A 14,726-nucleotide genomic window follows, 5' to 3' on the forward strand; every position below is an offset into this window, starting at 1 on the left:
CCGGAAAAGTGCCATAAGGCCTGATGAATTAAACCACGCATATCGAAGTGACAAAGTCACTGCGGCCTGTCTGCCGCCGGTCGCACATGCATAAAGCTGGCAAAACGGGGTAAGCCTTTCTTCGTTTTGCCATAAAACTTATAGGTTACCCAACTGCCGATTGGTGGCGGATTCAACCGCTCTGCATTAGTGAACCCGCTGCCAATTTTAAATTGCAGACCGCTACGCCCCTCCACCAGCAAGGATCCCATCATGCCCGCGTACTTGCCTTTGCCCGGCAAATACTCAATCACCCGCGCCTCATCATCTTCAAAGCGCTTTGCCTTCAGCAAGTATTCGCTGCGGCCATCCTGATAACGTGCCTCGCGATGATGTAACATCAGCCCTTCCCCGCCCGCTTTAACCACCTCATCTAGCCGCTGCTCAAACTCCGCTTCCGACGACACCGTGAATTGTGGAATGAGCTGCAGCGTTTGGGATTCTGTTTTATTGATGATCCGCTTCATCTGCTCCACGCGCTTCGCAAACGGTGCATTCGATGCCGGTGAATCGAATACCATCAGCCGCACATCCCGCCAACGCGCATCCGGCGTTTCGCTCAGCACTATCGACGCAATTCGCTGAAAGTCGTTTCGCTTCGTCCACAGTTCGCCATCGAGCGGTTCAGCAGGCCAGTTCTGAGTGAACCACACAGGCGCGTGAATACGGTTGCCGTTACGAGTAAGCAATTCAGAGCCCGTCCAGCGAGCACGAATGCCGTCGAGCTTTTCGCTTATGAGGTAGTTGGAGATGTTTAGATTGTCGTGTTGGTTATAGGTTTTGGGGAGTTGGAGAGGAGCTGCGGCAAGCTCCGCGGGTAAAGTTAATGCCAGTAATATAGTAAAAAAAATAGTGAGCATTTTTTGGCTCCGGAGTCGTGCTTATATCGAGCTCGGGCCAGCTTGCCCTGATATAGCGCGACGCATCTTATTCACCTGAAAGCGCTCGCAGTGAATTTTGATACATTCGCCCGTACGCAGCCTCAGAACGAAGCCAAAACTATTGGTCTGCTCTATATCAGAGACCTCATTAAGCTTCACATGTTGCCGTGCAGAGAATACTCTGTAATCAATTAATTCACCGTTCTGAATAGAAATTCGCGCTCTTAATAACCACAGGAAAAACAGCGACAACAACAATACAAATTGAAACTCAGTCATTGGTTGATTATCTATGAGAATGCTGACGGTCTTGATGATGAGTGCTAGCAAAAGAACGTAAGAGCAAACCAGATATTTTCTTATAAGCACAATGTTAAGCTCCAAAACGAAAGTGTTTCACTTTATAAACGCGAAGCTATGCATGAGAAAGGATGCAACCTTTTTGCTCAAAGCAATCCATTTGGAGAATCGATTTTCATAACATAGCTTAGTTCAAAGGCATTCGTGCAAGCATCACCACCTGATACCTGATTGACTTCATTCGTATCTAAAGTTTTCATAACGTTCCTTATCTTATTTTCAAATTCCTTCTCATGAAGGCAAGATCGAGTTTACCGATAAGCATTCGTTTGCAAACTGCACTCAGGGAGTGTTTGTTGATTGGCGCAATTTTCTCTGTAGTCGCTGAATAACAGATCGTCTGGCTTTGGTTTATAAAAAAGGGAGCTCCATGAAGCTGAGAAAAAATAACTATTATAGAAACTTACCATTCTTCCAGTTGCTGGAAGTCTTTTATGCAGTATCTATTGAGTGTGGTAGTCATCAAAATGAGGCCAGAGAATGGCCTCACGATAAGAACAACAACCAAGCGCTACATGTGTTGATTGATGTAGGCTAGCGCAGTCTCAAAAGCCGGTTTCTGGAATACCTTTAACCCGGTATCGTTAAAATCGATATAGGTGCGACTCTCTTTTAATGCCGTTTTTATCTCAGTTGGCGGCATCACGATAACTTCTACACCCGTTAATAGCTCAAGCGCAGCTTCTAATTTGAAACCGATGGCGCCACCAGCAAACTTACCCTTCATCGGGCGCTGGCGGATAACGATGATTTCGATTTTATAATCCTGCACCAGTTGAGCGAAAGTTTTCTGAAAATACTTCAGTTCATGGGCGGTAGCCGCTTTTTGCAGGCTCACTTTACGGGTGCGGCATTCAGGCAGGCGAAACATGCCATTATCCAGATTTAGCAGGACGATATTTGCATCATTTGCCGACAGTTCTACACCACATACACGCATTAAAAAGCTCCGCTATTAAATTAGAGCTTAGAGTATATCGGATTTGCTGGTTTGGGGCTGGTTTTTCTGGTTTGGGGCCTGTCTTTTTACCTCGTTTGACCAGCTGAGCTAGTAATGATTGTAGACAGGGTGAATAGCATAAACAGCAATGAAGAAATGCTTTAGTATGAAAGTTAAAGCATTACGGTATTTCTATTCATGGACGAAACGATTTCATACTACAGCCAGAACGCAGAGCACTTTCAACAACTTTATGATTCTGTTGAAGCCGAGAGCGTGCACGCAAGCTGGAGCCACATTCTCAAAGAAAAAGAACCCGGAGTTGCATTGGATGTAGGTGCCGGAAGTGGACGTGACGCAAGATGGCTTGCATCGCTAGGCTGGAAGGTTGTGGCAGTTGAGCCGGCGGAGGAGTTACGAAATCGGGCAAGCATTGCTGCTTGTCATAACATTGAATGGAGTCCAGCATGTTTACCCGATCTTGTAGAGCTGCCATACGGAGCTACTTCGTTCGATCTCATACTTCTTTCTGCCGTGTGGATGCATATTCCACCATCTTTACGGTGTAAAACTTTTACTCGCTTAGTAGAGTTACTTTCCAGAGATGGTCTTATAATTATAAGCCTACGCTACGGCCCTGATGATCCTCAAAGACCTATGTATGAGGTAAGCGTAGATGAAATTCAGCGTCTATCTGGCGCCACTGATACTGTAACTGAATCCATAACACGAACTAATGTTCAAGATGATCTTGGGCGAGATACGATCACCTGGCAAACTATAAAAATTAGTAAACATGCATAATTAGCCTCGAAATAATATTTCTCGGTGGTACGCAAGGTACTCGCGACTGTTTGCATTAACTTTAAGTTTGCCCGTTGCCTCTATACCCAGTCTTGTATATTCCTCTAACTCATCAGAGATCATGATTTCTCCGCTGTCAGCGAACGTTATATAGGCCTTATCAAAGGCTTTGTCGACGTTAGCCACTAACAAAAGGCCATTATACTTATCAAGCTTTTCTTCTTCAGATGAATCACGCCAAGGTTTTATGTGCGAGGCAATTAAGAAATCTCTATTTTCAATTCCTGTTAGTGCACATTTCCCCCACAAATCAATGAGGTCTTGTCTATACTTACCCTGCCCGATTCGGGTCTTTACCAAAACAGCTTTCTCTGTCGGAGTTTTGGTATCGTCTTGAAGTATATTTTCAATGTCATCCTGTAGCTGCACTTGAGTGGTATCGAGCAAAAAGTCTTCATAGGCTTTGAGAGCAGATGAGTACATTCTTTGCTCTATGAAATCACGCTCCTTAAATATCTCGGTTTCACACAACATCAGTTCCATACGCTTCAGTTCTCGAACAGAGCTTATTTCAAATAGCGAATTTGCTCCTCGGCCTAACGTATTCAACCAATTTGGCATCGTGATTTTTAATGCCGTGGTAAAGTTTTGTGCAGTTTCGTTGCTTTTTCCAATTTCAACCGCCCAGCGTTGGAACTGTTCGCCTAATTCAGAAAAATTTTGACTCAAGCACTGACGCAGAGTATTCCGGTTTTTTTCATCCTGAAGAAGTGCAAAAAGGTCATCGTTTAAATAAGCATATTCGATATACGTACCTATTGATTTATCACTAACTGAAAATTTCTTATTTGTAGATCCAGACTTCAGCTTATGATGCCAAAAGCTAGCGCTTCGAAGATGATAAAAAGGTAGAAAAGGACTATTTTTGTCGGCATCAGCACGGAACTTCTCAAAATGATAAGTGAATCGTTCCTTTAGGGCTTGATCGTAGAAAATTTCATTGTTAACGATATGCCTGTCTTCAATCAGGTCAAACACTGCGAATAGCAAGCAAACTTTATGAGGCTTAGCCCGACCAGACGACCTGTCCACGTTCAATTTCTTAAATTCATCCAGATATACTTCAAACATTCTACAACTTATCCTTGTTCAAGAACTTCATACCCAGACTCTAAGTTTTTTAACTATTAATCAAGAAATAACATGATGATCTCTTATCTCTACGCGATGAAACGCATCTAAACGAGTAGATGCTTAGGCGAGTTGTTGGGGTATTTGACGCCATATACGAAGCAGCCGACAGTGGCGACTGGGCTAAGTTTGTAGAGCTAATGGGCGGCGTATTTTGCAAACGCGACGAACAGCCAATCAGACCGCTTTATCAAGAGAAGGTTAACGAAGTATAGAGCGACAATAAACTTGGACGGTTGAGCGACATCCGGTCAAGTTAATTGACGCCAGACCGGACCGCTCAAGATAGTTGACGTTCTATAACGAAGAAACCGGTGAAATAAAGCAAAGTTACTTTGACGGGGTGATCACCCTCGCATTAAAAGGTGTGCAACATGCAGATAGAGAAATCATCACCCGCACGAATGGCGCATTGAACATCAGGCCAAAAGAGCCGCATAACGGCTCTTCTGCTTTTACTTGGAGTTCTGTAAATAAGTGTACTAGGTTTAATTTCAATAAAAAAACATATATTCTTTTATTTTTTGTCTGAGAGGACGCATTGTGACGATGAGCCGAGTTACACCTGATAAATTACACAAAGCAGAAGAGATAGCATCGTGCCTTCAGGATATGGGCTATAGCATCAATTTCGCTAGAAATGTGTTATTTGGGGTATGTGGGGTTACAGGCAATAGTTGGGAGAACCTTATAGCTGCAGCATCGGGGACTCCACCTTCTCACCTCCCTGAGCTTAATGATGTCTTTCAGCAAATACTCATAGTCGGAGCTAAAATTTTCTTTCTATATGAACTTGATTCAACTCAATCCAAGAAAATAGAGAAATTTCTTAAGAGTGCAAAATCGGAAGATTCTATATTCTTAGCTAGTTACCCATTTCTTACAAATGACCAAGATTTGGCTACTGCTCCTCGTACCAATCAGATTATTAGTAAACTCACCTATGAAGTAAAAGGTAGCACACTAATGACAATGCAGTTTTGTGCCAAGGCTACCTACAGAAAGACTCATGAAGTAGGCTTGAATGAGCTAACTGATGATGCGCGGAGTAGATATGATGAGGGCGAAGTAGAATCGATTAAAATTACATCGAAACTCAACACCCAGCTGTTCAATTCTGTAGTTTTTAATAAAAATAAAGGCTACCTTTTACTTGGGGCAGACACGAGTGAGCTGAGCTCTGCTGCTGATCAAGTCGGTGCTTTGGCTAGATTAAAAAGTGATTTTAAAAAGCTTTCCGGAGTTAGTTTACCTACTCCGAAAAACCTGTTTCCTAAGATAGAAGAACTCTATCAGAAAAAAACTGGAAGGATTTTAAAGGTAGAGTTTATAACCCCTAGCGATAGTGTAAACTCTTTGGCGATTAAGCAAGGAGATAGAGATGTTCGTAACGACTCTTATCATAAAGCAGGGGAACTGGAAGTTGATGCTCTTGAAAAATTCAAAATTCAAAAGGCTTGGGACTACATTTTTAGCGAGCATACCCGAATGATATCACCTACAATCACGCTAAATGGTAACAAAAAATGCCTGCACAACGCTGATCCCCTCCGTGAGTTCAGTGTTAAAGACTGCCCAACCCTCGCATACTTAACTAACATTTTAGAAGATGCCTTTTTCTGAGAACTACATGCAGACAAGAGAGGATTGCTTACAAATATTGCGACAAGATCTGGGTAGCAAGTCTTTCTATCCAGCAGCGGAGCATATCCTCAACTTTCTATTTGCATTAAAAAAATCAGAACTTAGATTCCTACCATTAAGCCGACTCATGAGAGTGGTTGAGCTAAAGTTTGGAGCAGATTTTTCACAATCTGACATATTTACAATTTCACAATATTTTTGCGGTGAAAGAGTAGCTTTACTATCTACAAAATTTGAATTCATAGATCATGAGGACACTTGCTACGAAGTATCTGTAAGCGATGCAATTACAGCTATCAAAACGGGCGAATATTATCATCCAGAATATGGATATAGAATTTCCAATCCAGAGCAATCAATTCATATGTTTTTTGTTCCAAGTATTTATTTGAAGAAGCATATTGATGGATAAAATCGCTGCATTAAAAGCCTTACTCGGCGACGAATTGCATATAGAAGAGCTAATTCGAAATAGTATTAGTAGCTATGATGATTTCATAGAAAGACTATCTTCAGACATCGATAATATTGTCGAAGATATGCAGCGTCATCGAGAAAATCATCCGAAAGATACCTTAGAAGATAATTTAACTAATCACATTCTTGCCAACCTCAGAACATTAGGCTATAGCGCAGAACCTGAAAACAAAAGTGGTAATGCTGATATGTGCGTGAAGCGCAAAAATTTTATGTGGCTTGGAGAGGCGAAGAAACATTCAGGAGACTATCAATATTTAGCCGACGGAATGCATCAGCTTAGTACTCGGTATAGTTTATCAACCCCGTCTGCAAATCATGGAGGTCTCATAATCTACATCCATGAAGCAAAAGGAGCGGGCATCTCGAATGAATGGCGAAAAAGGCTTCGTGAGCAAAAATTAATAGGCTTGGAGACTTACAGCGACCTTGAGTTATCTGATTGCCGCAAGAATACTTTTTGTTTTCTATCGTCGCACACCCACCACAGCTCAGGCATAAAATATAATGTTCGCCACATCCCTATATTTCTCCACCATGACCCAATAGATAAGTCTGCTAGACGGTCAAAAAAAAATCGTAAGTAAAACTGCTACACATTTGCTACACATTTCAAAAAGGGAATTTTTATAAGAAGAGAATCGGGCTACAGCCCTTTAAAAATGGCGCACCCGAGAGGATTCGAACCTCTGACCTTTGCCTCCGGAGGGCAACGCTCTATCCAGCTGAGCTACGGGTGCATTCGTCGATGTGCGAAGAAGTGCACGAATCGAGAACAGGGGCGCAATGATACTGTTGCCGTCGCCCTGCTTCAACCGTTTTCTTTTTAAAATCGGCGTGTTCGGCCGTTGAATTGTTTGTCTTGTCGTTTATTGGCTGCTGGGGCTGTTTACTGCGTGAGCACAGTGTATATGCGTGCGTAATCGTGGTACAAATACCGGCAGTAAACAAACGGTGAGAATTTCAGTGGTGCAGGCATGATTAAACGGATTTTACGTCGACTCAATCGTAAGAGCCCGGCGGCTCAGGCGCGTGAGAACGGCGCAACAATTGGTACTAACTTTAATATGCTGAGCGGCGCCATTATCGACCCCGATCACGCCTGGCATATTACCATTGGCAACTACGTTACCCTTGCCCCTCGCGTTCATATTCTTGCTCACGATGCCAGCACCAAACATGCGCTTGGCTATACGCGTCTTGCAAAGGTAGCCATTGGCGATCGCGTATTTCTGGGTGCAGGAACCATTGTGCTACCAGGTGTAACCATTGGCGATAAAGTTATCGTGGGCGCGGGGAGCGTTGTTACGTCTGATATTCCCTCGGGCAGCGTTTATGGCGGCATTCCGGCCCGCTTTATCTGCTCGTATGATGAATATATTGATAAGCGCCGGGAAGAAATGGAAAACAGCCCGGTATTCGATGAATCCTACTCTGTCGACCACGGCATTTCAGAAGAAATGAAAGTGGAAATGAACGCAAAAATGGATAAAGGCGTAGGATACGTGGTGTAAACCGCCGAGCATGACCATGCGGGTTAACATGCGCAATGTTGTGGCGGCGCAGTGTATTTCTAACGATGAAGGATTGTAATGAAGAAAGGGTACGCGATTGTCGCGATGTATGTTGAAACGCTACTTTTCGGTGTATTGATTTCTTTTTCTGGTATCGCGTCGGCCAACGATAATTGTATGGAGCGCGACATTTCAGACTACCAGTGGAAGCTGCGACATCGTGGTGGTTTGCCGGCCCAAATTGAACAGGAGCCAGGCACGCTGCTTGAACAATGTATACGCCTGAAAGGTGTTGGCCCTCACCCACTTAAATTAACCTCCCGTGATATTGAGATTGCTCACAACAGCGACAGCTTTAAAGCGGGCGGAGAATTCACCATAAAAGAAGGCGATACGCTTCGCCTGCGCGTGCAAGCCCCGGTAGGCAATGGCGTTGGCAAAACCTATCGCCTGGTTTTCAACGAAACCGACCCTGACAGACGTCGCGATGTATTTCGTTTGCGCTGGCCGGTGCAAACCCGTAACGATAGTCGCGCACCTAAAACCTGGCATGTCGGCCCCTCGTCTCCCACCTATCGCGAAGTGAAGGATGTGCTTAAGCTGCTTTCAGCCGGCGATACCATTATTCTTGAGCCCGGTGCCACTTATCAGGCATTCGAAGCAAAAGAAATTTCCGGCACCCGTGCGCAGCCAATAACGCTTAAAAGCAATGCCACAGACGCGTCTAAACGGGCTGTTATCGAAGGTGGCACTAAACGATTTAACTGGACAATGGGGCTTACTAGCTCACACAACTGGGTTGTAGAAAACGTCATTTTGCAGGGCGGCGGTTTGTGTGTTCGCCATGCATCCGACAATACCACGTTACGCAATGTACTCATTAGACACTGTAAAACCGGAGTACTGTCTACAGACTTTGATTCAGGCGACCTAACTCTCGATGCTGTTGAAATATATGATGCCGGCGGAAAAGAAAAAGGCCGCCCGTGGAATCACGGCATCTACGTGGCAAGCGATCAACATACCTTTCCCGGCGCCACGTTCACCCTTGAGAACAGCTACCTGCACGATTTGCGCGGCAATGCGGTTAAATCCCGTTTTGAGAATTCGGTAATTCGCCATAATTGGATTGAAAACGGTGCTGAGAAGCAATCCCGTTATTTGGTTGAAGTGATTGGTTACGACGGTCAATACGATTTTGATGGTCAGCACCATGAAGTGACCGACAATATGCTGGTGCATCGTATGCCGGGATTAGGTTCGCGGGCCGGTGGTGATGGCAAAAGCCCGTCACGGGGCGATACGGTATTCGCGCGCAATTACTTTGTGATAGACGGTAACTACAATCGCTCTATGGTGCGTACTTTTCAGGGCTTAAATAGCCTGGAGGTAACAGATAACCGGTTAGTCTATTTAGCGTCGCCAACAAAGACCACGCTGGTAACCGACGAAGTGAAAGATGCAGGGTGGGAACAGGGCACGCCTGTGATCACGGTTTCAGGAAATCGTGTAACCGGTACCACGAAGCTACTGGAGCGCACTGCGCAAGGTGCCGTTATGAGCGGAAAGCCGCAAATCGCCGTAAAAGACAACGACACCTCAGGCTTCGGCCGCCTGCAGCGCGACACGCTGGATAAAATGCGCCCGGAACAAGACGGTTATATTCAGTTACCTGATTGGCCAGACTTATAAGAAAGCATAGGCATGTATCTATAAAAAACTGGAAAATTCGCACGTTATCTCTTAATAATCATACGCATTCCGGGAACGTGGGCAATTACCATAGTAGGCAGTAAATGGACACCCGAGACAACATTACTTTAATTGACGAAATCCAGTTTGAAACGCAGCTAGAGCAAGCACAACAAGACGGAAAACCATTTATGTTTTTGCGCTTGGGCGACGGCGAAGGCGCTCTGCTCGATTTCGATGAACAATCTCTGATTGATGACATTCTTTATTTGAATGAGCATTTTGGGCGCACGGTTTCAATTGAACAGCTTTATCAGGCCAAACAAAACCTGGTTAGCGCCACGCGTAATGCCGATATTCTGGGCGTTCGGAACGATATCGTGAATGTGGATTTCGATTGCGCGCTGATGAATGAACGCTACAGCGACAGTTTTTTGGAAACGTTCAGAAAGCAGTTTCACCTGCGCAAAACCGAGCAGGACATTTCGGCGTTCGACGCCATTCGCGTAGCGAAGTTGTACAAGCAGTTCAATGAAATGCAAATGGCAAAGCAAACCCTTTGCAGCCAATGGATTTCCTTCGATTACTTCTTAAATGGCGGCATGACGCAGCTGATGCTGAACGCCGATAAAGTTGGCTTAGTAACGGCCCGGGCGAGTGTTGCGAAGAATATTGAGAAAGCCACCGGCAAGTCGGTTTCGCTGTATCAGGTACCAGACAAAAGCGCGCGACAAGGCAAGCAGAAAGCTGCCCATTTCCCTGAAGCTTACAACGAGATCTGCGATGCCATACAGGTAGATTATCCGGGTATGCCGTTTATTGTCGGTGCCGGTTTAATTGGTAAAGGTTATTGTGAAGTAATTAAGGCTAAAGGCGGTATCGCCCTGGATGTCGGCGCCTTAATAGATTGTTGGGCAGGCATTTATAGCCGTCCGAAAGTGATTGAAGAAAAACTGGAAGTGAAACGCAACATTTTCAAAAAGAAGAAAATGCCAAAAGAGCTGGAAATGAGCAAAGAGAACGTTGAGCGCCTGGCAAAAATTTATAAAGCGAGGAAGCAGCAGTGAAAAAGAAAACCCCGCTGATAAAAAAGCTCGCGAAGTTCGCTCTCGATAAACATGCCAAAGACAGCTATCGCCATATCTTTCTATTAAGCCATATGCGCGCGAATACGAGCTTATTAGGCCATATTTTTGGTTCTAGCGACGAGATTAACGGCTACTACGAAAAGCACATCGGCTACGGCAGCAAACAGTTTGCTTTTCTGAATCAGCGAATTGAACATGCGAATCATCACCGCTTCAAGCCAGGCAGCCGCTTCATTTTCGATAAGTTACTGCACAACGAATACGAAGTGCACCCTGCTATTCTCAAGCGAGACGACTGCCAGTTCATTATTTCGCTGCGCTCACCGCAAAATACCATTCCCAGTATTATGAGCCAGGTTGGCAAACGGGTAGACAATCATGAACGCGCTACTTTTGAAGGTGCCCGCGATTACTACATTCAACGTTTGAATACCCTACTAAGCTACGCCAGCGCGCTGCCGGGCAAATTTCTGTACTTAGATGCCGATGCTCTGCGTGATAACACCGAAGCATCATTAGTGTTCCTACAAACAGAACTGGGTCTTTCAGAGCCATTAAAACCGGAATTTAAGAAGCAAACACTCACGGGTTCTGGCTCGGGCGGCGATCACTCAGGGAATCTGAATAAAGGCGTGATCACCAAGCAGAAATCAAACTATTCAGATATCGACATTCCAGAAGATGGGATGGCAGAACTTGTGGCGTATTACACCGATGTTCGCAACAAGATGATTGAACTGTCGAAAGCCAGTATGACTGAACGCTGAGAAAATTCTCAGCGTTTAATTATGCTTCGCAATGCACCAAACTGACCAACGAAGATAGTCAGGTTTAGCACACTTACTACCGCAAACACGCCGGCAGCAGCCACAAACAGCATCAGCCAAGAGTCTACGAACGCCATTACGTTAGTACCAGCAAAGAAATACGTTACCACGCCGAGATTCGCCACCGAATAAATCATCCGCATACGCAGCGCGGTGAGCTTGTAATCGGTATAACGAGGTAGCAACACGTTCACCAAAATAACGTTCGACAGCAGGTTTGAGAACACTGTAGAGAAGGCAACACCCACCAGCCCGTAATCGCCAATTAACACGATGGAAAGCCCAATGTTTACCAGGGCACAGACGAACTGCACCACGGCCAACAATTTATGCGTGGCCATCGCCAACAACAGCTGATTAGACGTGGCAGTGATGGGGCGAATAACCACACCAAACGCCAGCACGTACAGCAGACCTACCGAGGCTTCAAACTCTTCGCCTAACCACAAATGCACGAACGGGTCGGCAAGAATGACAACACAGCTTGCAAACACCAGTCCCACGTAAGTATTGGCGGTACAAATGGTATTGTAGAGGTTTTCAGCTGACTGCTTAGCGGCTATTTTTTTGGTGAAAATGGCCCCCTGAAACTTAAAGAATGAAATGATCAGCAGATTAAGCTGAGTGATCAGGTTATTCGCGATGTTGAAGATGGCAACGCTTTTCAGGTCGAGGAATTTAACGATGATAAACGGGTCGATACGGTCGTTAAGTACCCGGGCGATCCCCAGAATAAACACGTGTTTAGAGAAAGAAAAAATCTCTCTGAAAACGTCCATCGAGAAGAAACGCAAATCTAACTTAAGTGATGGCAGCAACCGGTAAGCCAGAACGACTTTAAGCAGGTTTGCGCCAATTTCGGTTACCAGCGTTACCCCAATTAAGGTAAGAATACCGAAGTCGTCGATCAGCAAGTAAATCGCTATTAACTTAATGAGCAGGCTAAACGCGGTGACTTTCTCGTCGATATCAATGCGCAGGTTGGCCACGAAGATACTATTCGGAATGTGCGAGAGAAAGTCGACGATTACCTTGATGGTGAACAGGAATATGGTGAAAGAGAATAGCCCGGCGTTGTCGTCGCCCACATCAAACCAGTGAGGGAAAAACCCGAATAAAACCAGCACCAGAACAGCAATAAGCCCCAGCCCGCCAAACACCACCAGGAAAGTAGCCAAATAGCGATTTAACTGATCATACTTTTTCTGCTCAAGAAAAAGGGTGGCAAAGCGATATATGGCTGCAGGAAAGCCCAGTTCAAATACGTTAAACCAGGCAATGATGGAAAGAATGAGGATCCAAAGACCGTATTGTTCTTTGCCAATCACATCTAAGATAACAGGCGTGAGCAACAACATCGAAACAATGTTGAGCCCTTTTGAAACCAGTGAAAAGAGCGCCGCGCTGGCGAGTTTTTTCTTCATTTTTTAGGCTGACTTCTGCTTATTTAGACGATGTAGGTTTGATAAACAGGTCAGCGTAATCTTGTTGAAGCGACTGGTGGTCAGCTTCAAAAAGCGCAGCCAATGTGGCGTAGTCTGCATCGTTTAGATCTGGTACGGGCTTGGTGGCTGAGTTTCTGAGCTTTTCCAGCGCCGATTCAGGCAGCAGGCTTTTCAGCACTTTAGTGGTTTTCTGAATGTATTTGGGATTCACGTGCTTCAGGAATGCGGCCGGACCGCGCCACTGATAAGATTTATTCTTAGTTTTTGTCGACTCATCCTGCTCTAACGTTACGTTTTCCAGCCCGAGGAAAGTGATGATCTGCTGATAAATATCGTCGGCTTGTTTGATGAAGTCTTCGAACTGGATAACCCGCACATTGTCGCGACCAAACACAGACACATAGTTCGCCACGTGCAGGTTAAAACAAGAACCAACGAAATGTGGTGATGTCTGGTTGGTAATGGCTGCCATTGGTTCGCGCTTTTCGGTACCGTTTCGTACATAGTGCCAATAAGACGACCAAGCACGTTTAGCCGGGTTTCTCACCAGATACAGAATTTTTGCGTTTGGGTCGACCTCTGCCAGCCGCTTGGCAATCTGCAGGCTATCGGTGCCTTCAGAATACGACGTGGAAGCATCGATACGAATGGTGCTATTCGGTTCAAAGAGCGTATCGTATTCTGCCATCACCGCCGCTGAAACGTCGTTGCGGGCAAAGGTGTCTGGCTCTTTGTCCGACGACACACTGATTTCAGGATGCAAATCAAGCAAGTCAGCCAGTTTAGTCGTACCTGACTTCGCCGAACCTACCAGAAAGGCGTATTGCTGGGGTGTGTTTTGCATCTGAATTTGTCTCTTTAATAAACTGTTTATGCGCTCGTTGCTTAATGCGAGCGCTATTTTCCGTGAATGACTTTGTACTCTTCGTGCTTCACGCCAAAGAAACCTACAATGGTTCCCCAGGCAGAACACAGTCGAAACAGACCATCGACGTATTTGGTTTTATTTCCAGTTACCGCGCCTACGATAAGCTTGCCTAAACCACGCAGCACTCTGACACCACTTAACACCGCACAACGTGCCAGGGCCTTACCAAATGATTCTTCGAATATGTGCGAACGGGTATAACCAATGCCTGAACGATAGCCCCGACGGCAGAACCACTTTATAGTTGCGCGACTCTTGGGGAATTCTTCCACTACCGGTGCATCGATATACACACAACGGTAGCCGGCGTGCTTTGCGCGCAAAGCAAAATGATAATCGCTGGCGCCGGTCATGGCGAAACGCTCATCGAAGCAGGGGTTAAGCGAGGCGATAACGTTACGGCTAATAAGCACATTATTGGTGTAAAACACATCAATGAACTGCCCTTCCGTAAACGGATTATTACCGTAGATTAAATCGACAGACCATTCAGGAGTACCCGGCTCGCCCACAGAAATCACATGGCTGGTTACTACATCGGCCTGATATTTATCAGACCCTTCGCATAATCGATTCAGCCAGTCTGGCGACTGCGGCCATTCATCGTCGTCGATAAATACCAGATAATCGCCCTGCTCTTCCAAGAATCGCTGCGCACAGCGGTTACGGGCAAACACGATGCCCGGCTGGGGTTCTACATCATAAATAACCGGTATCGCACTGGTTGCCGCTTTGTCTTCTACTACTTGTTTGGTAGCCGCATCTTGTGCGTTATCTACCACCAGCACGCTGGCCTTGATGTTCTCATCAATTTGCTGGGCCAGCAGGCCATCGAGTAAACGAGCCAACCATTGCGGCCTTCTGCAGGTAATGACACAAATGAATACGTTTTTCAT

15 protein-coding genes and 1 tRNA gene are annotated in these 14,726 nt (G+C 45.4%); 9 read left to right on the top strand and 7 right to left on the bottom strand.

What is annotated here, in order from left to right; all coding sequences use genetic code 11:
- Positions 1–56: 56 nt before the first annotated feature.
- Both BFC18_RS13450 and BFC18_RS13460 read right to left on the bottom strand, forming a co-directional pair.
- Positions 57–899 (bottom strand): DNA ligase, encoded by an 843-nt coding sequence (locus BFC18_RS13450; protein WP_070126058.1) that lies wholly within the window; start codon positions 897–899, stop codon positions 57–59.
- A gap of 892 nt (positions 900–1,791) precedes the next feature.
- Entirely contained in the window at positions 1,792–2,220 is a 429-nt protein-coding gene (locus BFC18_RS13460) for a DUF3010 family protein (protein ID WP_070126060.1), read from the bottom strand.
- 198 nt (positions 2,221–2,418) lie between these two features.
- On the opposite strand from BFC18_RS13460, the gene BFC18_RS13465 reads away from it, so the two are divergent.
- The gene (locus tag BFC18_RS13465) at positions 2,419–3,024 is read left to right on the top strand and encodes a class I SAM-dependent methyltransferase (protein WP_070126061.1); all 606 of its coding nucleotides are present in this window, start codon (positions 2,419–2,421) and stop codon (positions 3,022–3,024) included.
- Here the strand turns inward: BFC18_RS13465 and BFC18_RS13470 are convergent, their stop codons facing one another.
- Entirely contained in the window at positions 3,025–4,155 is a 1,131-nt protein-coding gene (locus BFC18_RS13470) for an HNH endonuclease (RefSeq protein WP_070126062.1), read from the bottom strand.
- Positions 4,156–4,274: 119 nt separating this feature from the next.
- Between BFC18_RS13470 and BFC18_RS21725 the strand changes: the two genes are divergently transcribed.
- The 4 genes from BFC18_RS21725 to BFC18_RS13490 all read left to right on the top strand — a co-directional run bounded on the left by BFC18_RS21725 (position 4,275) and on the right by BFC18_RS13490 (position 6,923).
- Positions 4,275–4,430, top strand: coding sequence for a hypothetical protein (locus BFC18_RS21725; protein WP_170826606.1), 156 nt, complete (start codon positions 4,275–4,277; stop codon positions 4,428–4,430).
- A gap of 328 nt (positions 4,431–4,758) precedes the next feature.
- Positions 4,759–5,838: a hypothetical protein gene (locus BFC18_RS13480; RefSeq protein ID WP_139139015.1), complete on the top strand. Its 1,080-nt coding sequence runs from the start codon at positions 4,759–4,761 to the stop codon at positions 5,836–5,838.
- A gap of 7 nt (positions 5,839–5,845) precedes the next feature.
- Positions 5,846–6,271 (top strand): hypothetical protein, encoded by a 426-nt coding sequence (locus tag BFC18_RS13485; RefSeq protein ID WP_070126065.1) that lies wholly within the window; start codon positions 5,846–5,848, stop codon positions 6,269–6,271.
- Complete coding sequence (locus BFC18_RS13490; protein WP_070126066.1) at positions 6,264–6,923, top strand: hypothetical protein; 660 nt, start codon at positions 6,264–6,266, stop codon at positions 6,921–6,923. The genes BFC18_RS13485 and BFC18_RS13490 overlap by 8 nt, the downstream gene beginning before the upstream one ends.
- Positions 6,924–6,999: 76 nt before the next feature.
- On the opposite strand, the gene BFC18_RS13495 is transcribed toward BFC18_RS13490, so the two are convergent.
- Positions 7,000–7,076: transfer RNA gene (locus BFC18_RS13495), tRNA-Arg, on the bottom strand.
- Between the two features lie 237 nt (positions 7,077–7,313).
- On the opposite strand from BFC18_RS13495, the gene BFC18_RS22045 reads away from it, so the two are divergent.
- From BFC18_RS22045 to BFC18_RS13515, 4 genes are all read left to right on the top strand, one after another.
- The gene (locus BFC18_RS22045; protein ID WP_070126067.1) at positions 7,314–7,850 is read left to right on the top strand and encodes an acyltransferase; all 537 of its coding nucleotides are present in this window, start codon (positions 7,314–7,316) and stop codon (positions 7,848–7,850) included.
- Positions 7,851–7,928: 78 nt separating this feature from the next.
- Positions 7,929–9,542, top strand: coding sequence for a right-handed parallel beta-helix repeat-containing protein (locus BFC18_RS13505; protein ID WP_070126068.1), 1,614 nt, complete (start codon positions 7,929–7,931; stop codon positions 9,540–9,542).
- Between the two features lie 104 nt (positions 9,543–9,646).
- The gene (locus tag BFC18_RS13510) at positions 9,647–10,609 is read left to right on the top strand and encodes a hypothetical protein (protein ID WP_070126069.1); all 963 of its coding nucleotides are present in this window, start codon (positions 9,647–9,649) and stop codon (positions 10,607–10,609) included.
- Positions 10,606–11,397, top strand: a complete 792-nt coding sequence (locus tag BFC18_RS13515) for a hypothetical protein (RefSeq protein ID WP_070126070.1) — start codon at positions 10,606–10,608, stop codon at positions 11,395–11,397. The genes BFC18_RS13510 and BFC18_RS13515 overlap by 4 nt, the downstream gene beginning before the upstream one ends.
- 8 nt (positions 11,398–11,405) lie before the next feature.
- On the opposite strand, the gene BFC18_RS13520 is transcribed toward BFC18_RS13515, so the two are convergent.
- The 3 genes from BFC18_RS13520 to BFC18_RS13530 are packed head-to-tail and all read right to left on the bottom strand — an operon-like array spanning position 11,406 to position 14,726.
- Entirely contained in the window at positions 11,406–12,881 is a 1,476-nt protein-coding gene (locus BFC18_RS13520) for a lipopolysaccharide biosynthesis protein (protein ID WP_070126071.1), read from the bottom strand.
- Positions 12,882–12,900: 19 nt separating this feature from the next.
- A complete protein-coding gene (locus tag BFC18_RS13525) occupies positions 12,901–13,746 on the bottom strand; it encodes a sulfotransferase domain-containing protein (RefSeq protein ID WP_070126072.1) in 846 nt (281 codons plus the stop codon).
- A 53-nt stretch (positions 13,747–13,799) separates the two neighbouring features.
- A complete protein-coding gene (locus BFC18_RS13530; protein ID WP_070126073.1) occupies positions 13,800–14,726 on the bottom strand; it encodes a glycosyltransferase family 2 protein in 927 nt (308 codons plus the stop codon).

Origin of the sequence: Alteromonas confluentis, assembly GCF_001757105.1 — a bacterium.
GTDB classification, from domain to species: domain Bacteria; phylum Pseudomonadota; class Gammaproteobacteria; order Enterobacterales; family Alteromonadaceae; genus Alteromonas; species Alteromonas confluentis.